The sequence below is a fragment of the Mesorhizobium sp. WSM3866 genome, from assembly GCF_002294795.1.
Classification (GTDB): domain Bacteria; phylum Pseudomonadota; class Alphaproteobacteria; order Rhizobiales; family Rhizobiaceae; genus Mesorhizobium.
This window is the reverse complement of record NZ_NSGC01000009.1, coordinates 274,263-299,626: the sequence shown is the minus strand read 5'-3', so window position 1 is coordinate 299,626 and position 25,364 is coordinate 274,263. Positions and strand designations below refer to the sequence as shown.

The window sequence follows — 25,364 nt, the reverse complement described above, 5'->3', positions numbered from 1 at the left end:
GCGTAAGTTTCACGTTTGCGCTATCTATACGTGAAATTCACATGGATAGCCGATGGCGACCACCGCCGATCTCCTTGCAGAAGCTCAAACAGCTTACCACCGACTGCAAATCGGTGAGTCGGCTGTAGAAGTGCGCGACGCTACCGGCGAGTCGATCCGCTACACGCCAGCCAATGCGAGCCGGCTGCTCGCCTACATCCGCTCCCTGCAAGCCCAAATCAACGGCTGCCCGGCAGTCGTTCCTCCGTTGCGGCCGGTGTGGGGATGAGCGATCTCGATCTTTCGGACCTGCTTGGGTCGGATGCCGGTGTCTCCCCGGCGATCCATGCGGTGCAGCCGCCCGTTGCCTCGGCGGTGGCAGCGGGCGGCGGTGTCGCCTATGACGGCGCGGACAAGCTGAGCCGGCTCGCCGGCTGGCGCCCACCGCTGCGTTCGGCTGATGCCGATCTTCTGCCGCTCAAGGACGATCTCGACGCCCGCTCGATCGATACGGCTCGCAATGACGCGTACGTCGCGGGCGGCGCGACGATCCGCAAGGACTCCATCGTCGGAACCCTGTTCCTTCTGAACGCCAAACCGGAAACCAAAGTTCTGTTCGGCAAAGAAGACGAGCAGTGGGAAGCCGAGGCTCAGGAAGAAATCGAGACCAAGTTTACTCTGTGGGCAGAAAGCCCGCAGTGCTGGCCCGATGCCGCGCGCAGGAAGACGCTGACCGATATCGTGCGCCTCTCCGTTGGCGTGCATCTGATGGGCGGCGAGGTGCTGCAGTCGGCCGAGTGGTTCGACGATGGCCGGCCGTATGCCAGCGCCATTCAGATGATCGACACCGCGCGCCTCTCCGATCCTCGCGACCGCATCTTTCAGCCGTTCAAGGGCAGCCGCTTGCGCAAGGGCGTCGAACTAGACTCCTATGGCGCACCGCTCGCCTATTACATCCGCAGCGCTCATCCCGCCGACTATCGCTCGGGCGTGAATTCCTTCACGGCGCCGACCTGGAAGCGCGTGCCGGCCCGGAAGTCTTGGGGACGCATGGTCATCAACCATGTGTTCGAGGAACTGCGTCCCGACCAGACGCGCGGCGTCGCGGCGATGGTCACGGCGCTCAGCGAAATGCGGATGACGAAACACTTCCGCAGGACGGAATTGGAGAGGGCGGTCGTCGCGGCCACCTACGCGGCTTCGATCGAATCGGAAATCCCGCAGGATGTGACGGCCGCCCTGGGTGCCGGTGCCGGTGAAGGCAACGCGACGACGACCTGGATGCAGGCGTATCTATCGGCTATCGCCGAGTATGCGGGCGCCGCCAAGAATCTGCACATGGACGGTGCGAAGATTCCGATCTTTGCGCCCGGCACCAAGCTCAAGATTCAAAATCCGGGTGCGAACAGCCCGGCCGGTGACAAGTTCGAGCAGAGCTTGCTGCGCTATATCGCAGCCGCACTAAACGTCTCCTACGAGCAGTTGTCTCGCGACTTCACGCAGACCAACTACTCGTCGGCGCGCGCGGCTCTCGGCGAGACCTACAAGACGATGATGTCGCTCAAGCGCATCGTTGCCGACAAGGTGGCCAATTTCATCTACCGCCTCTGGCTTGAGGAAGCGATCAACTACAACGAACTCGAATGCTTCAAGCGGCGTGGCGTGCCCCGCTTCTACGATGGCCTCAACGCCGAAGCGTTCAGCGCGTGCGAGTGGATCGGTGCCGGTCAGGGTCAGATTGATCCGCTGAAGGAAACGCAGGCTGCGGTCCTCAAGATCAAGAGCGGCCTGTCCACCAAGGAAATCGAGATCGCGAAAATGTCGGGCGGCGACTGGCGAAAGATCGCCCGTCAAATCGCTCGCGAACGCGCGCTCGACGAGAAGTACGGCAACCCGTCGATCTACGACCAGGCCGACCCGAACCTGATGAATTCGCTGTCAGCGACGCCGAGCGACGGAGGCAAGAAACAATGAACCCGATCATCGCTCAGTTTCAGGACCAGCCGGCGCTCATCGACGAGGGGCAGGGCGCATGGCTGCAGTCATCGCTCCTGGCGCTCGGCGCCCGCATTGATGAAATCGAGAAGATGACCGCCGAGTCGGCCGCAGCCGATTTCTGGTTTCCCGAGGACGATTACCGTTCGCGCTATCGTCCCTACGTCGTGAAGAACGGCATCCTGCACGTCCCGGTTAAGGGCGTGCTGCTGAACGATTTCCCGTGGGCCTTCGGTGTCTACGCAACCGGCTACGAGTACATCTACCAGGCCGTCAAGCGCGGCGTGGACGACTCCAACGTCAAAGGCATCGCCTACATTGTCAATTCGGGCGGTGGCCTGGTCGCGGGCAACTTCGACCTAGTGGATAGGCTGTATGCCCTGCGTGGCAAGAAGCCCATTCGCGGCTTTGCGGAGCACGCTTACTCGGCAGCCTACAACGTCATTTCGGCCGCCGATCCTAACGGCATCACCGTCTCCCGCAGCGGTGGCGTCGGTTCGATCGGCGTCGTCGTGGTCGCCATCGAGTATTCCAAGATGCTCGATGCAGCGGGCATCACGGCCAACATCATCCGCTCCAAGCCCGACAAGATGGAGGGCAACCCCTACGAGAAATTGTCCGAGGGGGCGCGCGAGCGGATTCAGGAGCGCGTGGATGCATTCCACGAGCAATTCGTCGCTTCGGTGGCGAGAAACCGGGACATGAAGGCGGAAGCGGTCGACGCAACCGACGCACATACTTTCATGGCTCAACAGGCGATCGACAACGGCTTGGCTGACGCAATCGGAGCCCTGGACGACGCTATCACGGCCTTTGAGGCCACATTCTCAGAAGGAGATGAACAAATGGCCGAACTCACCCAGGCCGATCTCGACACCGCTAAGGCAGCCGGCAAAACCGAAGGCCTGGCAGAAGGCATCAAGCAGGGCGCCACCGAGGCCCTTGCTCGCATCACCGCGATCCTCGGCTCCGAAGCCGGCAAGAAGCGGCCGAAGGCGGCACTCAATGCCGCTCTCAAGACCAGCATGTCGGCCGAGGAAGCTGCGGCCTTCATCGGCGAACTGGCCGAGGAATCTGCGCCCGAGGCTGGTGCCGGCGCGCCGAAGGGAATGCTCAAGGACGCCATGCGCGGCTCGGGCAATCCCGGCATCGAGGCCTCTGCCGATGAGGAAGCCGACAAAACGGAAGTGAGCCGCGCCGCAAAGACGCTCGCAATGGTCAAGGGCTAACGGCCCGAGGCTCAACCGTAGACTAAGGAGAGAGTCGAATGGACATCAATCTTCCGAACCTCGGTCCTTCCGCTGGCACGCCGTCGCAGTGGACCGATACCATCAACCCCGTCTTGGAAGGCCTGATCGTCGGCGAAACGCCGGCTGTCGTCGTACAGGACTTGAAGGCTGCGGCCAACCAGACGCTGGAACCCTACACCCCTGTCGGCTTCGACGACTCGGGCAATCTGGTTCCGGCTCTCGTCGGGAGCGTCGATCCGGCCGACGACATCAAGGCCATCGGCATCACGCTTTTCAAGATCGTGATCCCGGTCGGACAGAACCCCGGTCTCCCGATCCTGCGCAGCGGCTGCCTTGCCAAGCACATGATCGCCTGGCCGGCGAGCTTCGACACCGACGCCGAGAAGTTCGCGGCGTTCGCTGGCGCACCCACCCCGACCAACATCGTCGTTCGCGAAGTTTACTTCGGCTCGACCGTGGCGGCCCCGTAACCCCGAAGGCTCGTTAGCCCCGAACTCTCGAAGGAAAAGCATCCATGGGTATCGAACTCTGGACTCCCAAAGACCTCTACGCTCTGCGTCAGGACGATCGCTACAAGGCGATTCCGTCCTACTTCCTGGACACGTTCTTCACGCAGATGCACTTCTCGGAAGACGGCGCGATCCGCTTCGCGGACCTGCCGGCCTCCACTCGCTTCCTGGCGCCCTTCGTCCTGCCTTACGAACAGGGCCGGCCGATGCAGAACGCCAAGAGCGAGTCGATCTCGGAGATCACCGCGCCGTATATCAAGCTCAAGAATGCGGTGCGCGCGACCGACCTGAAGAACATCCGTCCTTCGGAAGTCTTCATCAACGCCGGCCGTCAGCCCACGCTCGCCGAGAGGTACGACATGCGCGTGGCTGAGATCACCGAAATGCACACTCGCGCGATCGACGTGCGCGAGGCGTGGATGGCGGCGCGAGCCTTCATCGACGCCAAGGTGCAGATCGATTATGACCGCGACCAGGGCGCCAAGAATCCGTCCGTCCTGCTCGACTTTGGCCGCGCGGCCGGTCACACCGTCGTCAAGTCCTCGGGCTTCTGGAGCGATCCGGCCGCCGACATCCTTGGCGATCTGCAGACGTGGATGAACACCATGTACCTGGCCAACGGCGGCGGCTCGGCCGCGCAGTTGATCGTAGGTGCGCAGGTGGCTCCCGTGTTCCGCAAGAATGCCGGCATCAAGGACGCGCTCGACACTCGCTACCGTGGCAACGACACGGTGTCGATCTCGCTCGGCATCATGCGGCAGGAGCAGCCGCTGACCTATATCGGCCAGCTTGCCGATGGTCTCAGCGTTTGGGCCTACAAGGATACCGTCGATGTGCCGGATGGCTCTGGCGGCACCACGAAGGTGGACCTGTTCAACGAGAAGGACATCCTGCTCGTCGCTCCGGGTGCCACGGGCGTCAAGTGCTACGGTGCGATCTTCGACAACGAGGCGATCAAGAGCGGTCTGCAAAACGCCCGCATCTTCGCCAAGCAGTTCAAGACCGACGATCCGGGCGACGACTTCCTGATGCATCAGGCCTCGCCCCTGCCGGTTCCGCTCTACCCGAACCGCACTTTCAAGGCTCGCGTGCTGGCGTAAGCCAGGACACGAGAGAACCCCACGGCCCGGCAAACCCTGTCGGGCCGTTTTCTCAACGGAGACGATCTCATGTACATCAAAGCAATCCACACCATTCAGCGCGACCCGAAGACGAAACCCCCGGTCGTGTATCCCGGCCAGGTCGCGGACCTGGAAGGCGACGAACTCGACTACGTTCTGCGGCCCGATGTCCTCGCGGCTGTTGAGGCCAGCGAGGAAGACCTGGTGAAGGCCGGCATCAAGAAGCCTGTCGATCACGAGGCCGAGGAAGCTGAGCGCGCTGCTGCTGAGGCCGCCGCGAAGGCCGCCAAGGAGCAGGCCGAGAAGGACGCTGCCGACAAGGCTGCTGCTGACGCGGCTGAGAAGCTTGCTCAGGAGCAGGCCGAGAAGGACGCTGCCGACAAGGCTGCTGCTGACGCGGCTGAGAAGCTTGCTCAGGAACAAGCTGAAGCGGCCGAGAAGGCTGCCAAGGAGCAGGCCGAGAAGGACGCTGCCGACAAGGCTGCTGCTGACGCGGCTGAGAAGGAAGCGGCTGACAAAGCTGCCGCCGATGCTGCCAAGAAGAAGGGCGGCAAGAAGGCTGCCGACGACGAGTCGCTCGTCTAATGGCCGGCTGGCGCGAACAGAAGCGAAAGTCGCTTGGACACGTCCACGCGACTTTCGAGATTCCTGCGGTGTACCTCACGCACGCCGCAGGGACGCCTGTTCGCGTCACCGTCCGTTTGCATAAGGCGCAGGTGGCCTCGCAGAACCAGGCCGACGACTTCCGCAACGGCGCCACGGTGCTCGATCTAACGAATCGTATCGTCTTTCAGCAGACCCAACTGCCGAAGGTTCTCATCAACAGTTACGTCATCTTTGGAAACTCCGAAGCCTATCGCACCGGCCCTGGAAAGCCGTGGCGGGAAGGCTACCTCTATTCCGAGGTATCCGAGGTTTCCCAAGCTGATCTGACCGAATTCCTGACTGGCGTGGATGCCACCGGCGACGTTTGGGAAGGTATCCTCAGTTGAGCGCGGCGCTGGTCATCGTCGAGTTCGCGCAACTGCCAGCCATCGGCGAAGTGACAGCCGAGATTGAGACGGCGCTGGTGCGCGCGCTGAACAAGGCCGCCGACAAGGGTCGCACGCGCGCAGCGAGACTGGTGCGCGATCAGGTTGCTTTCCCCGCGTCTTACGTGTCGCCGTCGAGCAAGAAACTGTGGGTCAAGACCCGCGCCCGCCGTGGCGCACTCATTGCCATGATCGAGGGTCGTGGTCAGGCTACATCGCTCGCCCGCTTCAGCCGGCAGACTGTTCTGACTGGTGGTGCCCGCCATCGCGGCGGCAAGATCAATGTGACGGTGAAGCCCGGCCAGACGAAATCGATCTCGCGCGCCTTCATCATGCGCCTGAAGAACGACAACATCGGCCTGGCGGTGCGCACCAATGGCGAGGCGCCGGCTGGCGCATATAAGCCGAAGCCGATCGGCAAGAACCTGTGGCTGCTCTATGGCCCGTCCGTCGATCAGGCGTTGAGCGCCGCGTCACGCGATGGCGGTGTCTTCGAAGACATGAGCCAGGAAACGCTGGACGACGTGGAGGAAGAATTCAACCGCCAGATGGAGCTTCTGAGAAATGGCTGATCCTTTCCGCCTGCGCGTCGCCAAGGCGATCTGCAACAACGTGCTCAAATCGATCACTCCCACCAACGGCTACCAACACGACTTCTCCGATTTCACCGACGAAGCCGGCCGCTCGGCCGCGCGAGTGTTCCGTGGCCGCACAGTGTTCGGTGAGGGCGATCCGCTGCCGATGCTTTCGGTTCTGGAAGACCCTCGCTCGCGTGAGCCCGGCGCCTCGAACATCACGTCGGGAAACGCGGTGAACGAATTCCGACTTCTGATCCAAGGCTTCGTTCAGGACGACAAGGATAATCCGCTCGATCCCGCCTACTATGCCTCGGCCGACGTGATCACGGCACTAGTGAAGGCGAAGAAGGTTCGGGACTACAATTTCCTCGATCTCGGCAACGTCGCGCCCTGCGTGATCGGCCTATCGATCGGAGAACCCGTTCATCGGCCGCCCGACGATGACGTTTCCGCCGTCGCATATTTTCTGGTTCCGGTGACGCTAACCCTAGCAGAAAACCTTGAGACACCTTTCGCTTAATCTAAAATCACGTTATACGTGATAGTCACGTAAGAAGGAGAAATCGCAATGTTCGACACTCAGTCCAAGAACCTCGTCGTGCCGAAGGGCAAGGCCTACTTTGCCAAGTATCTCGCCGGCACGCAAAACCCTGGTCCGCTCCGCGAACTTGGCAACTGCCCCGAGTTCACGCTGACCCGCAGCGCTGAGACCTTGCCGCACTACGGCGCGATGGGTGGCCTCAAAACCCTGGACGAGGAAATTCCGATCGACGCGACCATGAACGGCGCTCTGTCGACCGACGACATGCGGCCGGAAAACATCTCCTACTGGTGGATGGGTGATGTGGCGACCATTTCAGCCACGGCTGTCACCGACCTGTCGGAAACCTTCCTGCTCGTCAAGGCCGGCGACGTGTTCCAGCTTGGCCGCACGACCGCCAATCCGTCTGGCGCGCGCAAGCTGACGAACGTCTCCTGCGATGATGGCGCTGCCGGTACGCCGGCCACCTTCGTGCTCGACACGGACTACACCGTCGATCTCGAACTCGGCCTCCTGTTCATCCTGACCGACAAGCCGAAGCTGGTGGCCAACTACGACACGCAGGTCTCGACCCGCACGCAGATCGCGACCGGCATCTCGGCAGTTGAGGGCGAGATGAAGTTCTTCTCGATCAACCCGTTCGGCGCTCAGTCCGATATCACGATCCCGCGCTGCCGGCTCATCCCGAACGGCGACATGGCGCTCGTGACCGATGCTTCTTCGCCGGCCTGGCAGACGATGGGTCTGAACATCTCCGCGCTCAAGAAGGGCACGCTGCCTCTCGCTCTGCGCGACGGCCGCCCGGCAGCGTAAGGCGCGACAATGAGCCAGTTGGAGACACTGATCATTCCGTCCGAGACCGTGACCTTCGGCGCCAACACGCTGAAGGTCTACGGGCTCAGCCTAACGCACATCACCTTCATCGTTCGCCATCATCGCGAGGTGGTGGCGAACCTCTACACGCAGGCCATCAGCGGCACCTTGCCGGCGAGCGCCGAGGAAATCGCGGTGTCGATCATCGACGACTTCGCGCCGCTCGTTTCGCTGGTCATCGCGTGCGGATTGGGTGAGCCCGAGAGCGCCGAGCGGTTGGCAAAGATCAACCTGCCGCTTGCGGTTCAGGCCGATGCCCTGGCCAAGATTTTCCGGCTGACGGTGGAGGCAGAAGGCGGCTTGGGAAAACTGATGGAGATCGTCACGAAGGTGGCCATGTCGGCAGCGAAGCTGACATCCCCGGAACACTCGACGATTGGATAGAGGGCGTCCGTCGCCAGGTCAGCCTATTGCTCGACCACGGACATCCCAACGCATTTAGCTATCCAATCTGGAAGGTGTTCGCAGAAGCAAGCCTGGTGGTCCGACGCATCAACGCTCAGTTGGCCGCCGAAATCTCGCTTCTGCAGTTGGCGCTCTCCAGCATCCCGAACAAGAGCGTAAAGCCCGCCGCCACCAGGAACGCTGCCAACGTCTTGAAGCAGCAATTGAAGGAACTGACGGATGGCGAGTAACGAGAGAGTCGTAGAATTTGCCGTAAAGGCTCGCGACGAATACTCGAAGGTTCTCAAGAACATCGAGCAGACGCAGAACAAGCTCTCTGCGTCTGCTCAGGCATCTAATCGGCGCGCTGTGCTCGGCGCGGCTAAGGGCGACATCGACACCGCCGTTGCCGACTACAAGCGTCTCACCGACCAAGTTGCACGCTATCAGGCCGCACTCGACAACGGGCGAAAGTCGGGCTCGCTGAGCGCTGATGAACAGCGCGAGCTTGGCGAGACGATCGCCTTGACGCGCAAGCGGTCGCTGGAAGCGATCGACACGCTCAACCGTCATCGCACTGCGCTCAATCAGCTTAACGGCGAGGCCAGCAAGAACGGCTACGCTGCATTCAATCGCCTCGCGACGGCGATGGAGAAAGGCGCTGTCGCCGCGACCGAGGAAAGCGCCGCGATCGTCGCGCAGACGACGCAGTTGAACAAGCTCACCGCAGCCTCGAACACCGCTGCGAAGGCGCAGGACACGCTGGCGAAGAAGCAGACCGCGCTTCGCAACAGCACGTCGCTGAGTTCCACGAAGGGCGAGGCGCAGAGCATCGCTGCCTTCGGCCTCAAGCCATACCAGTTGACCAATCTCGGCTACCAGGTCAACGACGTGATCTCTGGCCTGGCTGCGGGCCAGCGACCGATGCAGATTCTCGCGCAACAGGCGGGTCAGTTCATTCAGATTTGGCCGGGCGCCATGTCGGTCCTGGCACGCTCGATCCCTATCATTGCCGGCGTCACTGCCGTGCTCGCGCCGTTCATCGCGACGGCGTTACGCCTGAAGACCGCCGCCGACTCGCTCGATCTCTTCAATAAGGAACTGGCACTCTCGGCTGACGGCAGCCGATACAGCGCGCAGGAACTGGTCAAGATCACGCAGCAGATGGGCGAGTTCGGCATTGCGACCGACAAGGCTCGTGATCTGGTCAAGCAGTTCGTCAAAGACGGCATCGACCAGAAGGACTTCGCCCCGCTCGCCCAAATGGCGCAGCGTCTGAGCGCCATCACGGGCGACGATGTTGCGGAGGCCGGCAAGAAGCTTTCGGCGGCGTTCAGCGGCACGGTTAGCGGCGTCCGCGATCTCGACAAGGAACTGAACTTCCTCACTGCCGATCAGTACGCGCAGATTGAGGCTATGTCGAAGGCTGGCAACTCGGCCGGCGCCATGTCGCTCGCGCAAGACATTCTCGCGCAGAAATTGGCGAGCGGTGCCGATACGACTTCCTCGTGGGCCGAAGCCGCGAAAGCCGCTGGTCGCGCGTGGAGTGATTTGCTCGACATCATCGAAAAGTCAGGCCTGCTTCAAAAGCTCGGACGTGAAACCGAGAACGCCGCCAACACCATGGCGAATATTGCTGGAAAGGTTGAGGCTGTCGCCGACAAGGTTCGCAGCGTCACCAGTGGCTTTGGTGGCGGGGTGGACACCAACAACCTTGAGGCAGTGAGGGCGAAGCTCGCAGAGATCAACGGCCAGATCGCCGAACAGGCGAAGCTTCTGGAAGCCGGTCAGACTGTCTACGCTGACACGAGCGCTTTGGAAGCGCAGCGTGCGCTGTTGCAGGATATCGTCGACAAGCGGCAAGCCGAGTTGCAGGCCATCAAGGACGGCGACGCTGCGCAGAAGGATGTGGCTGCGCAGACCGAGGCCGACAAGAAGGCACGGCTCGACATTCAGGCGGTGATCGACAAACAGGGCAAGGCGCTGACCGACGAGACGCGCCAGGCGAACCTGACCAACCGCGAACGGTACATCGAAGGCGAACTGCTCAAGGCGAAGAACGCCGCGCTCGAAGAAGCCAAGCGGCTCAACCAGGATATTCTCGGGCTCACCGCCGAGCAGACGAACCAAATTCGCGCGCAGGCGGGCATGGCCTACGATGCGACGCACAAGAACTACGAAGCCGAGTATACCGCGCAGCGCAACTCGGGCTCGGCGTCAGCCGCGCAGATGGCCGACATCGTTCGGTTCGCAACAATCATCGCCGATCAGTTGAAGGTCGACGTGAAGGACATCCTGACGGCGATCTCCTACGAGACCGGGGGCACCTTCAACCCGTCCATCCGTGGCGGCGCGGGCAATCAGTATGTGGGCCTGTTTCAAGCCGGCCCGGCTGCGCAGCAGCGGTATGGCATCAGCCAGGATTCATCGGTCCAGGCGCAGATGGAGGCGATGGCCAAGTACCTGGTCGACGCTGGTGTGAAGGCCGGCGACGGGCTGCTGCAAATCTACGCCGCGATTAACGCCGGCAACGCGAAGAACATCAATGCGTCCGACGAGAAGAACGGCGGCGCGCCTGGCACGGTGCTCGACAAGGTGTCGGGGCAGATGGATGATCACAAGGCCAAGGCCGAGGGCATCCTGGCAGCCTATGCCGGCATCACCGAGCAGGCAAAGAAGACGCAGGAATACGAGAAGGACTTCACGGCCCGCATGGATGCCGCGAAGGCGGAACTCGATTACAAGATCAAAGAGAACCGCGAAGCCTTCATCGCCAAGGCCATCACCGACGAGGAAATCAAGGCAAAGAAGGCCGGCGTCGAGCTTTCGCAACAGCAGCGCGACCTGGTGAAGGAAACGGCCGCTGCCGAGTTCGACCGCGCCCACGCTAACGACGAAGTGAACCGGCTCGTCGAGCAGCGCACGGCGCTGTTCCAGAGCTTGCAGATCGCCCAGGCTGCCGGCGACCAAGGGAAGGTTGCCAGCGCGATCGACCAGATTGGCCAGATCGAAGAAAAGCTGAAAAGCGCAATCCCGGCCGCCATTGCATTCTGGCAGGCGATCGGCGGCGCGGCGGCTGATCAGCAGATCGCGAAGCTGCAAGCGTTGCAGGAAGGTATTGGCCAGACGCTGCAGAAGATTGACAAGCAGTTCCTGCCGCAGGCTCAGCAACTCAACGAGGAAATCGCCGACATCGGCGGCAATGCATTCAGCGCGTTTGCGCAGTCGATCGCGCAAGGCGAGAACGCAGCGACGGCATTCTTCAATGCGCTGCGGCAGGGTATCGCTGACTTCTTGATTGAGATTGGCAAGGCAATCGTCAAGCAGGCGCTGTTCAACGCGATCTCTGGCGGCGCGGGCGCTGGTGGCAGCGGCGGCCTCGGCGGCTCGATTGCCGGCTGGATCACGTCGCTGTTCCACGAAGGCGGTATCGTCGGCCAGGCATCGGCTTCCGGCGCTCGCATGGTCAATCCGGCTATCTTCGCCAATGCGCAACGCCACCATGGCGGCGGCATCGTCGGCCTCAAGCCAGACGAAGTTCCGATCGTCGCTCTTAAGGGCGAGGAAGTTCTGACCGAGGATGATGCACGCCACAGCAAGAATGGCGGCGGCCGGGTGGCGGTCAACCTCAAGAACGTAAACGTCTTCGATCCCAACGACGTTTTGGAGAACGCGCTTGCGAGCACGGCCGGCGAGCGGATCATGATGAATTGGCTAACGCGCAACTCTCGGAAGGTGTCGGGCGCTCTCAACAATTAGCGTTGCACAAAATCACGTTAAACGGTAGATTCACGCCAATACGTGAAGGGCAACATGGCCGTTTTTCTTCCCATCGTCCCCAATTGGCAGAACGGTGTCCGCGACACCTACGAGTTCAAGACCAACGTGTTCACGAGCCGCAATGGCACGGAACAGCGTCGGGGCGAACGCGTCAACCCGCGACGCACGATCGAGGCGGCTATTCTGCTCGACGGCGACCGGCTGCGCAGCTTCAACGACGCGCTGCACCTGGCGCGCGACGGCAAGGTAACGATCGGCGACTTCTCGGCTGACAGCGCGATCTTGACACAGACCGTCGCCGATGGCGGCACGGTGCTGACCGTTGATCGCGTCCCCGCATGGCTGACTGGCAGCATGTCCTGCGTGCTGCTGACCGGCCGCAAGTCGCGCAAGATCACGATCGACTTCGTTTCCGGCAACCAGGTCGTGCTGACCAGTGGCGTTGTCGGCGCCGTGGGGCAGGGGGCAACGCTGCTGCCGCTGTTGCCCGCGTGTCTTGGCAAGGCGACCACGCTCTCGATCTACACCACCGCTGTCGCCACGTCGTCGCTAAAGCTCGAAGTCGAGCCTGGCACCGTTGTTCGCGAAGCTGATCCGCTGCCCTTCGACGACGGCCCGACCGGCGAAACGACGCAAATCTTCGGGCCGGCCGGCCTGTTCTATGGCCGCTATGTGCTGCTGCGGAAGCCCAACTACGTGCAGCAGCCGCAGATGGCCTTCAACATGGGCTTCGAGACGGTTGATTATGACCGAGGCGTCACTAAGACCTTCACGCCTGTCCCGCTGGTATCGCGCACGCTGACCGCGACCTACATGGCCATGAGCCACGCCGATGCGATGGCGATGCTCGATGTCTTCCTTCGTGCTCGCGGTCGCGCAGGCGAAATCTACGTGCCGACGTGGGGCAACGACTTCCCGGCGATCAAGAGCATGTCGGGTTCGAACATCCGGTTCGCCGGCACCGACTTCTACGACGCCTACCAAGCTGATCCCGCGCACCAGTCGATCCTGATCCGCAAAAAGGACGGCACGCTCATCCCGCACGAGATCAGCGCTTGGCAGATCGACAGCGGCGACACGCTGATTGCCACCGAGACGCCGATCGGTGCGACCGCAGATGAGATCGAGCTTATCTCGTGGATGTTTGTTGCCCGCTTCGCGAGCGACACCTTCACGATCAATTGGGTGACGAACGGCGTGGCCAACATCGCCATGTCCTTCACGACGCTCGCCAACCTGGCTGCTGAGGAAAGCTTCGGCAACAACTGGATTCTGGCGACCGGCCACTGGCGCGACACCGGCCAGTGGCAGGACGGCTCGGCGTGGGAGGACTGACCGATGCCAGTCACCATCCCACCAATCGAGAACGGCGAAGCTGGCCTGAGCGTCAGGGAGAAGTTGAACCTGCTCATCGCGGGCGCGGCTGCGGGCACCTTGGGCTCGGTGAGCCCGGAAGAAATCGCAGCGATGTTCGACCACGATCCGCCTGCGGTGCCGAGTGGCCTCTTGCTGTCCTCGAACGTGGTGGACGGTCAGACCTACCTCACGATCACATGGGACTTCAACGGCGAGGAAGATTTCCTCTACTATGACCTTCAGGTGAAGGAGGGCAGTGGCGATTGGGTTGGTTTCCAGACCGCCGCCGAGACCTACGCTACCGCCGCCAAGCCCAATGTCACCTACAGCGCCAAGCTGCGCGCCGTGGACAAGAGCGGCAATGCATCCGTCTATTCGGCTGTGGTCACGCACACCACGGCGCGCGACACGATCCCGCCTGCCATGCCGATCGGGATCACATCAAAGGCGGGACTCGAGTCCATCTGGATCAGTTGGACGGCGAACACCGAGGCCGATCTGGCGCGTTACGAGATTTACGAGAGCGCGAGCGACACAACGCCACTCGAAACGGCAACGCCGTCGCACGCGACACTCGCCAACAACTTCGTTCGCGCCGGTCTCGACATGGAAACCCACCTGTATTTTTGGGTGCGCGCCGTCGATACCTCGGGCAACGTATCGCCCTGGTCGACCGAGACTAACGCCGAGACCGGCAAAATACGTGGCGAGATCAAGGTCGCGCTGATCGGCATCACCTTCCAGCCGGGACAGGATAGCGGCAACCGCTTGACTTGGACCGCAGGGCAGATCAGCTACGGTGTTGCCGGCGACGTGCCCACGCTTCAGGCGCTGCCGGCCGGCCAGGTCGATTGGACCGCTGGCACGATCTACGTCCGCTACACGCCAGGCGACACGGAGATCACCACCACCGCGTCGCTGACAGCGCTCTACGCGGCCGACTCCGTGATCCTCGGCATCTACAAAGGCGGCAACGACTTCCAGCTTGTCGAAGGCAAGGCCTTCATGGATGGCGGCCTGATCCTCGCGCAGACGATCGGCGCCAACCAGCTTGTCACCAATGCGGCCGTCATCACAGGCGCCGCTCAGATCGCGTCGGCGGTGATCGAGGACGCGCATATCGTCGATCTCGACGCCTCGAAGCTCATCGCCGGCAGCATCATGACAGGCGACATCGTGGTTGCGGGCAGCTACGGCAATTTCAGCCTCGATAACCCGGCCGCTGCCGTCAACGCAGGCACCACCAAGATCGTGCCCGGCCAGATCAGCATCTCGGGCGGCACGACGCTGTTCAACTGGATTGCCGGCGATGGCACGTCCATCAACGGTGCCTCGATCGCCACGGGCTCGATTACTGCCGAGAAGGCTGTGTTCGGCCAGCGCGGCATCACGCTTGAGGGGCTTGAGTTCCAGGCGAACAGCCCGACCACCAACAAGGTCTCGTGGACCGCTGGCACGATCAAGTACATCGGCGACGATGGCAATATTGCCACCTTCAACATCACAGCCGGCAACGCCACCTGGTCGACCGGAACGCTCTACGTCTACTATGTGAAGGGCAGCACGACGCTCGCTGCTTCTGCCACGGTGGCTACCGCCTTCCAGTCCGATCGGGTCGTGCTGGCCACCTACAAAGGCGGCATCGATCTGGTCAACGACTACGGCCGCACGATCATCGACGGTTCGCAGATCAAGACGGGCTCGATCACCGCCACTCAGGCAGACATCACGTCCTTCCGCACGAGCATCCTGATCGCCGGTTCCATCACCGCGACCATGCTCAACGTCGCGAGCCTGTCGGCTATCAATGCCAATCTCGGCACCGTGACGGCAGGCCTGATGCAAAACGCCTCGGGCTCCATGGTCATAGACCTGACCAACGGCTTCATCTCGATCTCGGTGCCCTGATGCCAAAGCTTGGTTTCGGTCTGACGGCGGGCAACGTTCCTGCGCTGAGGGTAGCATTTAACAACGCGACCGATCTCCGTACTGAGCCGGCATCGAATCCCGGCAAGATGAAGCTCGACAGTCTGAGCGGGACCAAGCTCAGTTACGTCTATGATATCGGCGAAAAGGGAAGCTATGACAGCCGCTACGCGTCGGGCGGCGGCTGGAATACAAACTATTGGTTTTTCACAACGGAGGGGGATTGGGATCATCCGTATACGGCGTCCAATATCGGAACGACGTGTAAAGCGATGATTATTTATCTTACCGGCGGAAGCGGGACGCAAACTAAATACATCCCGGAAGGATGGTTTCCGTTTGGCTACATGCCGATTATGGAATGGCGGTTTATCGATCCTGCTCTAGCCGCAAATACATACACCGGAGCGATTGTTAATTACGACAGTTTTGCAACTTCAAACGGCTTTGTCGAAAGCTTCTCCGGATTTAGAAGCATGATGACCGCGTATATTGATTCCAACTTGTACGGTTCCAATGGTTCGCGGGAGTTTTACGTACAACCGACAAGACAATTCGGCACTACCGTTCGTTATCAAACATCGGTCCTACAATTGCCGGCGCGCGACGACGCATTGCCTGATTTTTCCACGTCTCCCGTAAGTGGACAGGAGGTATTGCTAATCGCCCCAACAACGGCGCGTCTCGCGCTGCCCGGCCGCACGGTCGCCGATAGTAATCCGGACCATTTCATTTTTCATGAAGACAAAATTCCCGCCAAGATCATGGCGGCGGGGGACATTACCGTAGCAGCATCCGGCACAGCGGACATTCACTGTCCGTTGCCGATTACACCGCTCACTTACATGGACTTTATGATCAAACGGCAGACCGATACCGAATTTTGGAACCCGCCGTATTATGACAGTATCGCCTCCGATAAGTCATTGAAATTCGTATATTTCATCGACGTTGCTAACCAGAAGGTCACAATAACGAACCAGAAAGCCACGGCGCTTACTATTCGATATGTTATCTTTGCGGATAGCGAAGACGTACATACGACGGGCGGAAAGAAAGTGTTGCTCAAGGGTAACGACGGGATACACGATTTCATTCAAATCAAGCGTCCCGGTTCGTCCGATGTTGCGCCAAATCTCAACGACATCATCGTTGATACTCGCTTGGCATATTTGCCGATTCTTGCGGAAGGATTTTTGAATTGGACAAGTGATTTCCCAACCGTCGTTGCGTCGCCTAATAAGTTCAAAGGCGAAAGAATGGCAACGGTGATGGTAAATAACCCGTCGCCATCGCTAAAGCTATTCGTAAAACAAGGCGTCGTTTACGATAGTAGGACAAGCCCGCTTTCCTGCCGCTGGAACTATCACAAGGTATTCACCGACGCTGCCGGTTGGACCGGCCGCGCGAGTGCCGACAGTACTTGGGCGATGGTTCATTCCGACGAAAGCGCGGTTGATTTCTATCTATCCGGAGCAAATCCGCAAACTGCGGATAATGCAGGGGGAACAACTTATAATCGATATTGGGATGGCTCTATGCATCAAGCAACGGCGCTCGGCCTCCGATACTACGTCTTCGGCATCCCTGACAGCCTCTAAAGGAACATCTCAATGAGCATGGATACACGCGAGTCCAGTCGCTACCGTGGGCAGCCGATCAGGCTCTACCTGATCCAAGGCGCGGACACGGATGACGATGTGCCGCTCGGCCCGTTCGCCTACAACAATGGCGAGGCGCCGATCACGCGCCCGGTGCTCGATGCGAACGGCAATCCGGTCAACATTCAGTTTGATCCGTGGCCCATCAAGAACAGCAACATCTCGCACGACGGCACGCTCGACAAGTCCGACATCACCATCACCATGGCGTTTGGCTCGGAGATGGATGATCTGTTCCTCGCCTATCCGCCTTCGCAGGTGGTCAACCTGACGATCTTCGAGGGGCATATCGGCGACGACGTGACCGAGGAAAACTTCCCGGCGATCTGGATGGGCCGCATCACGTCGAGCGCGGACAACGATTCGAACGAGCAGGAACTGTCCTGCGTCCCGGTCTCGACTTCAATCAAGCGGCCGGGCCTGCGGCGGAACTACCAGGTTGGCTGTCCCCACGTTCTGTTCGGCGACCAGTGTCGGGCGAGCAAGGCTGCCGCGACCGTGGCGCGCCAGGTGGCCTCCGTCACCCGCAACAAGATCACGCTCGACACGACACTCGGCGACACTGCGAGCCGCTACGTCGGCGGTCTGCTGCAATGGGCGAACTCGGACAACGGCCGGAAGGAGCTTCGCACGATCTCGTCCGTGCGCGCTGATGGCCTCGAAATCACCATCCGTGGCATTGCTCGCGGCCTGGCCGCAGGGACGCCGCTGTCGGTGATCCGGGGCTGCAATCACCTGATGACCGGCTGCAACCAGCACACCGACAGCGTGGCGGGCGGCCCAAACATCAAGAACTACGGTGGCCAGCCGTGGATACCGCTGGAAAATCCCCTCTCGCAGAAGAACCAGTTTTATTGATAATCACGTTTAACGTGACAAACCCTTAAAAACGTGCGATTAGTGGACCTATGCCGTTCTTCCTGCTCCCACTGCTGATCAATCTCATCATCGGCGTCGGGCTGCAGGCGCTCGGCTATCTGCTGATGCCCAAGCCCAAGAGCACGAAGTCTGAGGAAGTCACCGACATGGACAACCCAACCGCCGAGGGCGGCCGTCCCATTCCGGTGCCGTTCGGAGAGCCGATCATAAACGGCCTCAACATCCTCTGGTTCGGCGACAAGGCAACGACGACGCGGGAGGTCGACGCGTGAGCGCCGACGATCCGCATCTGACGATCGCCGATCTGCGCGTCCTCTACTGCGTGAAGGGCGTCAAGAAGCACATGGACGAGGCTGGCTTGGACTTCGCCAGGTTCATCAAGGAGGGCGCAAAGGCTTCCGAACTGCGCGGCTATGGGCTCGATGCACAGGTTGATCGCGCAGTCGCGATGATCAAGGCCAGGGACGCCGCCAATGGGTAAATCTGGCGGAAAGGTAGAAGTTCACGAATATTCGATGTCCCTGCATGTGGGCATCTGCGCGGCCGGCGATGGGCTTCAGCTAATCGCGCTCAATTACGGCGACAAGGAAATCTGGCGCGGCGAGGCTGCGGACCAGGGCGTCTTTTCGATCAACAAGCCTGATCTGTTCGGCGGCATCAAGAAGGAAGGCGGCGTCAAGGGCCTGCTCTGGTGGCTGCCGGGCAAGTCCGACCAGTCGATGCCGGAAACACTGGCAAAGCGCCTCGGGCTCACCAGCGCCACCTGCCCTGGCTTCCGTGGACTGTCGAGCTTCTTTCTCACCGGCACTAAGGAAGCTGCCGAGCCGAGCAATCCGCCGTGGTGGTCCAGCGGCATTCTCGCCGGCCTCATGGGCAATCCTGGCAACAACAAGGCTGGCTTCTACCTCGGCGCCAACAATCCGTATCTGCGCACCCTGTCGGCGCGCGTGCGGCGCCCGTCGATCGGGCTCAATCCCGCCATAGCGCTCATCCGCATTCCCGACGATTCGAACGGCAACGCGCAGTACGCCTCGAACCCCGGCCACATGACCTACGAATGCCTCACCAACACGGATTGGGGCTTGGGTGAGCCGACCAGCGCGATCGACAAGGCTTCGTTCGAAGCTTCCGCGCAGACGCTCTACGATGAAGGCTTTGGCCTGACCATGTTGTGGATGCGGCAGACCGAAGTCGGAAAGTTCATCGGCGAGATCAGCACGCACATTCAATCGGCTGTGTTCGTCAATCCGTCGACCGGCAAGCACACGATGAAGCTGCTGCGCGCCGACTATGATTTCGACGTGCTGCCCGAGATCAATCCGAGCAACGCCAAGCTGTCGTCCTTCAAGCGCAAGACGTGGGGCGAAATCTCGAACGAAGTCGTCGTCACCTACACCAATGCCGAGACCGGCAAGGAAGCGACTGTAACCTCACAAGACCTGGCCGGCATCGCGGCTCAGGGCGGCATCGTTTCTACCTCGCAGAACTACTATGGCGTGTCGCATGAGGCACTGGCCATCAAACTGGCTGACCGCGACCTGGCCATGATGGTGGCCCCGATCGCCACCTTGCAAGCGACGGTGACGCGGGAGTTCTGGAAAACCACCGCCAGCAACGTGGTCAAGCTCTCCTGGCCCGAGCGGAACATTGATCAGATCATCTTCCGCGTCTCGGAAGTGAACCTCACGGATCACACCGTCGAACTGTCGCTCTACGAGGACATCTTCGGTCTCGACCAGGCGAGCTACCTGACGCCGGGCGGCTCGCAGTGGCAGAACCCGTCGCAGCCACCCACGCCGGCAACCTATTACCAGTTGGGCACCGCGCCGGCGTTCATGACGGCCGCAGCGCTCCAACTCACCGATCCGTCCGAACTGGTCTACCCCGAAGTGCTCAGCGCCGTGACCGTAGGCGCTGACAGCGACGACGACGTGAACTACGACCTAGTGTCGAACGTCACCGATGTGAACGGCACGCCCTCGCAATCGGTCCTCGGCACAAGCGCATATCGCGGCACATGGGCCTTCCTAACGCCGCTCGTCGCCGAAGCGCAGACCACGGTCTCGACGCTGCCCGGCCTGCGCGGTTCCGAGCCAGTGTCCGGCGACTTCGTTCTAATCGGCACCGGCCCGGATGAGTACACCGAGATCGCCACGGTGCAGGCCGTGGACGAAGATGGCTTCCATCTCAATCGCGGTATGCTCGACACGATCCCGCGCGCCTGGCCGATCGGCACCCGCGCCTTCGTGATCCCGCCGTCGACCTTGGTGGTTGACCCGACCATCCGCTCGGCCTTCGAAGATACGCCCTATTGGATTTTGACGCGGACCACAGGCGGCGTGCTCCCACTGGCAAGCGCGCCGCAGGTCAACGTGACGCTGAGCGAGCGCCCTTACCTGCCCAACCGACCGGCCGACGTGAAGGTCAACGGCGTTGGCTTCGGCGACGTGGACGCGAACGAGGCAACCGAACTCACCGTCACGTGGGCGAACCGCAACCGCATACTCGAGTCCACGCAGGCGATGAAGTGGACCGATGCCGACGTGGCAGGGGAGGCGGGGCAAACCTCCAAGGTCGTTGTGTCGATGCTCGACGGCACGCCGCTGCAAACCTACGCGGGGCTCACTGGCACTTCGAAGGTCATTCCGCTGACCGACGTGGCAGGGCAGAAACGCGTCCTGATCTCGGTTGTCGCCGAGAAGGACGGCAACGAATCGCTGCAAGCCTACGAGCTTATGGCGAAGCTGATCACGCGCTTCTTCACGACGGCCAGCTTCGTGGGCGCCGGCAGCATGATGGCCGCCGCGTCGAAGCGTGAGCGCCTATCGAGCAGCGCCTTGTTCATGGGTGCTGGTGGCATGGCTGCCGGCTACACCGTCAGGCGCATCTCGTCAGTCACCTTCACCGGCTCGGGCGCCACGTCGGCCAACTACACCAAGACGATCAGGCGTTCGGCAGCGTTTGCCGGCGTCGGTTCGCTGCGCGCGATAGCCGCACGCGGCTTCGATGCCGGCTTCGATGCCGGCTTCCGCTAATCACTCCCAAGGATCGAAACGATGGCTGGATTTTCTGACTACCTCGAAAACAAAATTCTGGATGTCTTCTTCCGTGGCCAGGCATTCACGCCGCCCGCAGCGGTCTACCTGGCGCTCTACACCGCAGCGCCCACGGATGCCGGTGGCGGCACCGAGGTTGCGGGCAACGGCTACGCGCGGCAAGCCATTCCCATGGCCACGGCTGCCTCAGGTGGCGTCGTCTCGAACACGGGCGTGGTGAGCTTCACGGCAGTCGGCGGCAACTTCGGCACCATTACCCACGTCGGCATCTTCGACGCGGCAACGGGCGGCAATCTGCTGTCCTGGGACGACATCATTCCGATCGCCATCAACAATGGCGACACGCTGGACTTCCCGATCGGCGAACTCGACATCTCGCAGGACTAATCAACCATGACTGCACGCACCAGGGCTCAGCTTAACAGCGACGCCGATACCTATCTTCCCGATAATACGACCGGCGACATTTCGCCGGCCGACATCCGTCAGCGGGTCAAAGACCTTGCCGACAGCGCCAAGCTCGCGGAGGACATTGCCACTGTTGCGACGACGGGCGCCTATGCCGATCTGAGCGGTAAGCCCACGCTGTCGACGGTCGCGTCCACAGGCGCGTACAGCGATCTCACCGGCAAGCCGACGCTCGGCACGGCCGCGAGCAAGGACACCGGCACGGCCGCTGGCCAAGTTCCGGTGCTCGATGCTGGCGGCTTGCTGGATACGTCGGTCCTGCCGGCCGTGGCGATAACGGATACGTTCGTTGTCTCGACCCAGGCCGCGATGCTCGCGCTCACCGCGCAAAAGGGCGACATCTGCATTCGAACGGACCTCAACAAGTCCTTTGTCCTTCAAACCAACTCGCCATCGACTCTGGCCGACTGGAAGGAGCTTCTGACACCTACGGACGCGGTGCTGTCCGTGGCAGGTCTTACGGGCGCCATTACGGCGGCGGCTCTTAAAACTGCGCTTGCGATTGCGGCAGCCGACATCACCGATGCGTCGGCCAACGGGCGTTCGTTCATTCAGGCTGCCAACTACGCGGCGATGAAGACGTTGCTGTCACTCGTCAAGGGCGACGTAGGGCTTGGTAACGTCGACAACACGTCTGACGCGACCAAGAACTCTGCTGTTGCTACGCTGACGAACAAGCGCGTTACACCGCGCATCGGGACGGTCGCCAGTGCTGCCTCCGTAACCCCCGTGGGCGACAGCAACGATCAGTACAATGTCACCGCGCTCGCGGTTGGCGGAACGTTTGCAGCACCTTCGGGAACGCCGACCGATGGTCAGCGCCTGACGATTCGCATCAAGGACAACGGCGCATCTCAGGCGCTCGCCTGGAACGCGATCTATCGGGCCGGCACCGACGTTCAGCTTCCGACAGCAACTGTTGCCGGCAAAACGATGTACCTCGGCTTCGTCTACAACGCGGCCGACTCGAAATGGGATGTCGTCGCGAAGGTTGGCAACATATGAGCCCAATAGGAATCGGCATCGTGTTCAAGCTGGAGGGCGATGGCACGCCCGCCATCCTTCGATACGTGCATGGTGAGAGGCACACCTTTCCCGCCCATGTTGCGCCTGGTGAGAACCTTCTGATCACAGACGAAAATGTCCTCGTGACGACGGGAGATCGCAAGGTCCCTGATTCTGGAATTGCGATGCGCGTACTCGCGCACAAACTCGCTCAGCCTTTGAGGACCATCCTATGGTAGCTACTGTCGTTTTCCTGACCTCGGGGACCAGTTTCAACACCCCGGCAGATTGGAACAACAGCGACAACAGCGTTGCAGCTATCGGAGGCGGTGGCTCGGGCGGCTCGGCGTTCGTAGGCACCTCCGCTGCCAAGATCGGAACTGGCGGCGGCGGCGGCGCGTTTTCGTCCGTGTCGAACCTGGCTCTCTCGGGTGCGATCCAGTATCAAATCGGCGCAGGTGGTGCCTCGGTCACGGGCGTGTCAGCCGGCAACGCTGGTGGAGATACCTGGTTCAACGGTGCCTCCCTCGCGGCCAGCAGTGTTGGCGCAAAAGGTGGCGGCGCAGGCGCTGGAACCCTCACCAATTCTACGCAGTCGGGCGGCGCTGGCGGTGCAGCGGCAAGCGGGATTGGAAGCACAAAAAGCTCTGGCGGCGCAGGCGGCTCAGTCACTTCGGCACCTGGCAACGGGCGAACCTGCACGGGCGGCGGCGGCGCAGGCGGTGCCTCTGGAAACGGTATCAGCGCCGGGAATCTCACCACGGCCGGTACGTTCAGCGCCGGTGGGGCTGGTGACAATGGTCTCGGTGGAGCCGGGGCGACCGCTAACACGACTGCCAATGGTGGGGCAGGTGCCGAATATACGGCTACGGCCGGTGGCACGGCCGGTTCAGGCGGCGGGTCGGCCGGCTTTGACGCATCAACTGGTGGCGCGCCGGGAGCAGGTGGGCTGTACGGTGGTGGTGGCGGGGGCGTCGCGGGTAGTCAGGACAACGGCTCGGGCGCTGGCGCGCAGGGCATTATCATTGTGACATATACCCCCGGCAATACAGGTGGGATGTTCCTGACCTTCTGAATCACCAAACGCGCCAGGCGATGATGCAGAGGACAGCGAAGCAGAGCCATAATATTAGACGCACCTCATATAAGGCTGACATAATGGGATCGGCGGCAGCGATTAGCGGTTCTTCTTCGCTTTCAAATCGCTCCTGCGCGTCGGTCCATCGCTTTTCTGCTCTGTTCATTGTGCCCTTTTTTTGTCGGTTGGAATTTCGCTTCTGTATTCTGCGCGCGAGCAATTGTCGACTGCATCAATCAAAATCACGTTTAACTTGATAATCACGTTTAGACGTGCGATAGATAGGCCTTCCACCTAACCGTGGCGGGCGCCCCGTGACTTTCTATCGGCTTTCAGGACTCTTGAACCGGCTCTGCGGTGGACGCGGAGACCAGACCCTGTGCGCCCGCGTCGCCGAGAAGCGCGGCACCCAATGCCTTTTCTGCCGCATCGTATCGCGTCTGATCGAACCCAACCACTGCGCGCTGCAATTGGCCAAGTGGCACTCGATCAAGGACGGCCGCGCATGATGAACCTCATCCGCCCGTTCCTGGTGCCGAACGTCGTCAAGGTCGCCAAGCACTCGCGCAGCTTCCACTTCAACGCGCTCGCCTTCCTCTGCCTTGTCGTCCTCATGCTCGACAGCGCCTGGCCGTTCCTGGCCGGCTACGTGCCGATCCCACCCGTCCTGTTCGCCATCCTCGCCGGCCTGTTCTCGGGCCTGGCGCTGCCGGCGCGCTTCGTCATTTCGAACCAACTCTCGGGAGCACCCGATGCCGTTACCGATAAGCAAGATCAAGGCGACGCTGCGCGGTCGTAACGCCGTCGCTGCGGCGATCGTCTTCGCAGGCGCCAGCGGCTACAGCGCCTACGTCGCACAGCAGCACGCGACCGTGCCGGCGCCTGCGGTTCACCAGATGGTCGTCACCCCGGCCATGGAAATCCACCGGGCGATCGACAAGGGTTACATCCCGCCCGCCGTCAAGCTGGCCGTCGAGCAGCTTATCGGCCCGTGGGAAGGATTGCGCACGACCGCGTATCTCGATCGACTGCCGAAGGTTCCGGTCTGGACCGTCTGCTACGGCGATACGCTCGGCGTCAAGAAGGGCATGAAGTTCACGCCAGAGCAGTGTCGGGACAAGCTGATCCAGCGAGTGCTCTACGACTACTATCTGCCGCTGGTCGATGGCGTGCCCGGCTTTGCCGAGGCGCCCATCTCGCTTCAGGCCGCGATGACCTCGGGCGCATACAATTACGGGGTCGCGCGGCAGAAGAAGTCCAAGGCGGCCGAGTTCGTCGGCAAGCGACAGTACAAAGAAGCCTGCATCGCGCAGACCGCCTTCAATCGAGCCGGTGGCATCGTTCTTGAAGGCTTGGATAAGCGCCGCAAGATGGGCGACGCCCACCGCATCGGGGAGGCCGAGCTTTGTATCTCGGGGCTGAACTGATGGCTGAGTACCGCTGCACCTGGTGGGAAGACACCGGTCGAAACGCGCCGTTCGAGGATGGCGTTTCGAAGCGCATTTATCGCAATCGCGATACCGGTGCGGAAACCTCACAGTTGCCGATCGGCGCACTGTTCGTGGATGACCGTGGACCGAAAGGGCCTGACGGCTTGTCGGTAGTGTGCATCATCCCTCGGGAAGGCAATCGGGGATACACCTGGTGGCACATCGATTCGCAGGCGAGCAACTGCACCCTGCCTGACGACAAAGAGCACCGCTGTTGGGTGCGCCATGGCACCATCGGCGAGACCGTCCATGTCGATAAGAATGGCAAGACGTGCGCTGCCGGCGCCGGGTCGATAGCCGTGCCCGGTTTCCACGGCTTCCTTCATCACGGCGTGCTGAGGGATTGCTGATGGGCTGGAACGAACTCTGGACCGCCATCATCGAAGACTACGCGGCTGAGGCCT

At 61.4% G+C, this 25,364-nt stretch carries 26 protein-coding genes; all 26 read left to right on the top strand.

Annotation, left to right across the window (positions count from 1 at the left end):
• Positions 1 to 52 precede the first annotated feature (52 nt).
• The 26 genes from gpW (at position 53) to CK222_RS21790 (ending at position 25,310) form a co-directional block, all read left to right on the top strand.
• Positions 53 to 268 (top strand): gpW family head-tail joining protein, encoded by a 216-nt coding sequence (gene gpW / locus CK222_RS21915; protein ID WP_095801803.1) that lies wholly within the window; start codon positions 53 to 55, stop codon positions 266 to 268.
• Positions 265 to 1,953 (top strand): phage portal protein, encoded by a 1,689-nt coding sequence (locus CK222_RS21910; RefSeq protein WP_095801802.1) that lies wholly within the window; start codon positions 265 to 267, stop codon positions 1,951 to 1,953. Before gpW ends, CK222_RS21910 begins: the two co-directional genes overlap by 4 nt.
• Complete coding sequence (locus tag CK222_RS21905; RefSeq protein WP_095801801.1) at positions 1,950 to 3,203, top strand: S49 family peptidase; 1,254 nt, start codon at positions 1,950 to 1,952, stop codon at positions 3,201 to 3,203. The genes CK222_RS21910 and CK222_RS21905 overlap by 4 nt, the downstream gene beginning before the upstream one ends.
• 38 nt (positions 3,204 to 3,241) lie before the next feature.
• On the top strand, positions 3,242 to 3,694 hold the full coding sequence (locus CK222_RS21900) for a head decoration protein (protein ID WP_095801800.1): 453 nt from the start codon (positions 3,242 to 3,244) through the stop codon (positions 3,692 to 3,694).
• Positions 3,695 to 3,738: 44 nt separating this feature from the next.
• On the top strand, positions 3,739 to 4,833 hold the full coding sequence (locus CK222_RS21895; RefSeq protein WP_095801799.1) for a major capsid protein: 1,095 nt from the start codon (positions 3,739 to 3,741) through the stop codon (positions 4,831 to 4,833).
• Between the two features lie 69 nt (positions 4,834 to 4,902).
• The gene (locus CK222_RS32450; RefSeq protein ID WP_176477702.1) at positions 4,903 to 5,439 is read left to right on the top strand and encodes a hypothetical protein; all 537 of its coding nucleotides are present in this window, start codon (positions 4,903 to 4,905) and stop codon (positions 5,437 to 5,439) included.
• Positions 5,439 to 5,846, top strand: a complete 408-nt coding sequence (locus CK222_RS21885) for a hypothetical protein (protein ID WP_095801798.1) — start codon at positions 5,439 to 5,441, stop codon at positions 5,844 to 5,846. The genes CK222_RS32450 and CK222_RS21885 overlap by 1 nt, the downstream gene beginning before the upstream one ends.
• A complete protein-coding gene (locus CK222_RS21880) occupies positions 5,843 to 6,457 on the top strand; it encodes a phage tail protein (protein WP_176477701.1) in 615 nt (204 codons plus the stop codon). Before CK222_RS21885 ends, CK222_RS21880 begins: the two co-directional genes overlap by 4 nt.
• Complete coding sequence (locus tag CK222_RS21875) at positions 6,450 to 6,983, top strand: hypothetical protein (RefSeq protein WP_095801796.1); 534 nt, start codon at positions 6,450 to 6,452, stop codon at positions 6,981 to 6,983. Before CK222_RS21880 ends, CK222_RS21875 begins: the two co-directional genes overlap by 8 nt.
• A 48-nt stretch (positions 6,984 to 7,031) precedes the next feature.
• Positions 7,032 to 7,817, top strand: a complete 786-nt coding sequence (locus CK222_RS21870; protein WP_095801795.1) for a hypothetical protein — start codon at positions 7,032 to 7,034, stop codon at positions 7,815 to 7,817.
• A 9-nt stretch (positions 7,818 to 7,826) separates the two neighbouring features.
• On the top strand, positions 7,827 to 8,261 hold the full coding sequence (locus tag CK222_RS21865; RefSeq protein WP_095801794.1) for a hypothetical protein: 435 nt from the start codon (positions 7,827 to 7,829) through the stop codon (positions 8,259 to 8,261).
• Positions 8,262 to 8,356: 95 nt separating this feature from the next.
• Positions 8,357 to 8,512 carry a hypothetical protein gene (locus CK222_RS32445; protein WP_176477700.1) on the top strand — a complete coding sequence of 52 codons (156 nt, stop codon included), beginning with the start codon at positions 8,357 to 8,359 and terminating at the stop codon, positions 8,510 to 8,512.
• 460 nt (positions 8,513 to 8,972) lie between these two features.
• On the top strand, positions 8,973 to 12,020 hold the full coding sequence (locus tag CK222_RS21855; RefSeq protein ID WP_176477699.1) for a phage tail length tape measure family protein: 3,048 nt from the start codon (positions 8,973 to 8,975) through the stop codon (positions 12,018 to 12,020).
• Positions 12,021 to 12,074: 54 nt separating this feature from the next.
• Entirely contained in the window at positions 12,075 to 13,376 is a 1,302-nt protein-coding gene (locus CK222_RS21850) for a hypothetical protein (protein WP_095801791.1), read from the top strand.
• 3 nt (positions 13,377 to 13,379) lie between these two features.
• The gene (locus CK222_RS21845) at positions 13,380 to 15,305 is read left to right on the top strand and encodes a hypothetical protein (RefSeq protein WP_095801790.1); all 1,926 of its coding nucleotides are present in this window, start codon (positions 13,380 to 13,382) and stop codon (positions 15,303 to 15,305) included.
• Positions 15,305 to 16,924 (top strand): hypothetical protein, encoded by a 1,620-nt coding sequence (locus CK222_RS21840; protein WP_095801789.1) that lies wholly within the window; start codon positions 15,305 to 15,307, stop codon positions 16,922 to 16,924. The genes CK222_RS21845 and CK222_RS21840 overlap by 1 nt, the downstream gene beginning before the upstream one ends.
• A gap of 99 nt (positions 16,925 to 17,023) precedes the next feature.
• Complete coding sequence (locus tag CK222_RS21835; RefSeq protein WP_141247102.1) at positions 17,024 to 17,842, top strand: phage BR0599 family protein; 819 nt, start codon at positions 17,024 to 17,026, stop codon at positions 17,840 to 17,842.
• A 50-nt stretch (positions 17,843 to 17,892) separates the two neighbouring features.
• A complete protein-coding gene (locus CK222_RS21830; protein ID WP_095801787.1) occupies positions 17,893 to 18,135 on the top strand; it encodes a hypothetical protein in 243 nt (80 codons plus the stop codon).
• The gene (locus CK222_RS21825; protein WP_095801786.1) at positions 18,132 to 18,344 is read left to right on the top strand and encodes a hypothetical protein; all 213 of its coding nucleotides are present in this window, start codon (positions 18,132 to 18,134) and stop codon (positions 18,342 to 18,344) included. The genes CK222_RS21830 and CK222_RS21825 overlap by 4 nt, the downstream gene beginning before the upstream one ends.
• A gap of 34 nt (positions 18,345 to 18,378) precedes the next feature.
• Positions 18,379 to 20,898: a phage tail protein gene (locus tag CK222_RS21820; protein ID WP_176477698.1), complete on the top strand. Its 2,520-nt coding sequence runs from the start codon at positions 18,379 to 18,381 to the stop codon at positions 20,896 to 20,898.
• 21 nt (positions 20,899 to 20,919) lie between these two features.
• Positions 20,920 to 21,306, top strand: a complete 387-nt coding sequence (locus CK222_RS21815) for a hypothetical protein (protein WP_095801784.1) — start codon at positions 20,920 to 20,922, stop codon at positions 21,304 to 21,306.
• A gap of 6 nt (positions 21,307 to 21,312) precedes the next feature.
• Positions 21,313 to 22,392: a hypothetical protein gene (locus CK222_RS21810; RefSeq protein ID WP_095801783.1), complete on the top strand. Its 1,080-nt coding sequence runs from the start codon at positions 21,313 to 21,315 to the stop codon at positions 22,390 to 22,392.
• A 232-nt stretch (positions 22,393 to 22,624) separates the two neighbouring features.
• Positions 22,625 to 23,467, top strand: a complete 843-nt coding sequence (locus tag CK222_RS31825; RefSeq protein ID WP_141247101.1) for a glycine-rich domain-containing protein — start codon at positions 22,625 to 22,627, stop codon at positions 23,465 to 23,467.
• Between the two features lie 508 nt (positions 23,468 to 23,975).
• Positions 23,976 to 24,269 carry a hypothetical protein gene (locus CK222_RS21800; RefSeq protein ID WP_095801781.1) on the top strand — a complete coding sequence of 98 codons (294 nt, stop codon included), beginning with the start codon at positions 23,976 to 23,978 and terminating at the stop codon, positions 24,267 to 24,269.
• Positions 24,223 to 24,897 carry a lysozyme gene (locus CK222_RS21795; protein WP_245433121.1) on the top strand — a complete coding sequence of 225 codons (675 nt, stop codon included), beginning with the start codon at positions 24,223 to 24,225 and terminating at the stop codon, positions 24,895 to 24,897. Before CK222_RS21800 ends, CK222_RS21795 begins: the two co-directional genes overlap by 47 nt.
• Entirely contained in the window at positions 24,897 to 25,310 is a 414-nt protein-coding gene (locus CK222_RS21790) for a hypothetical protein (RefSeq protein WP_095801780.1), read from the top strand. The genes CK222_RS21795 and CK222_RS21790 overlap by 1 nt, the downstream gene beginning before the upstream one ends.
• The last annotated feature ends 54 nt before the right edge of the window (positions 25,311 to 25,364 follow it).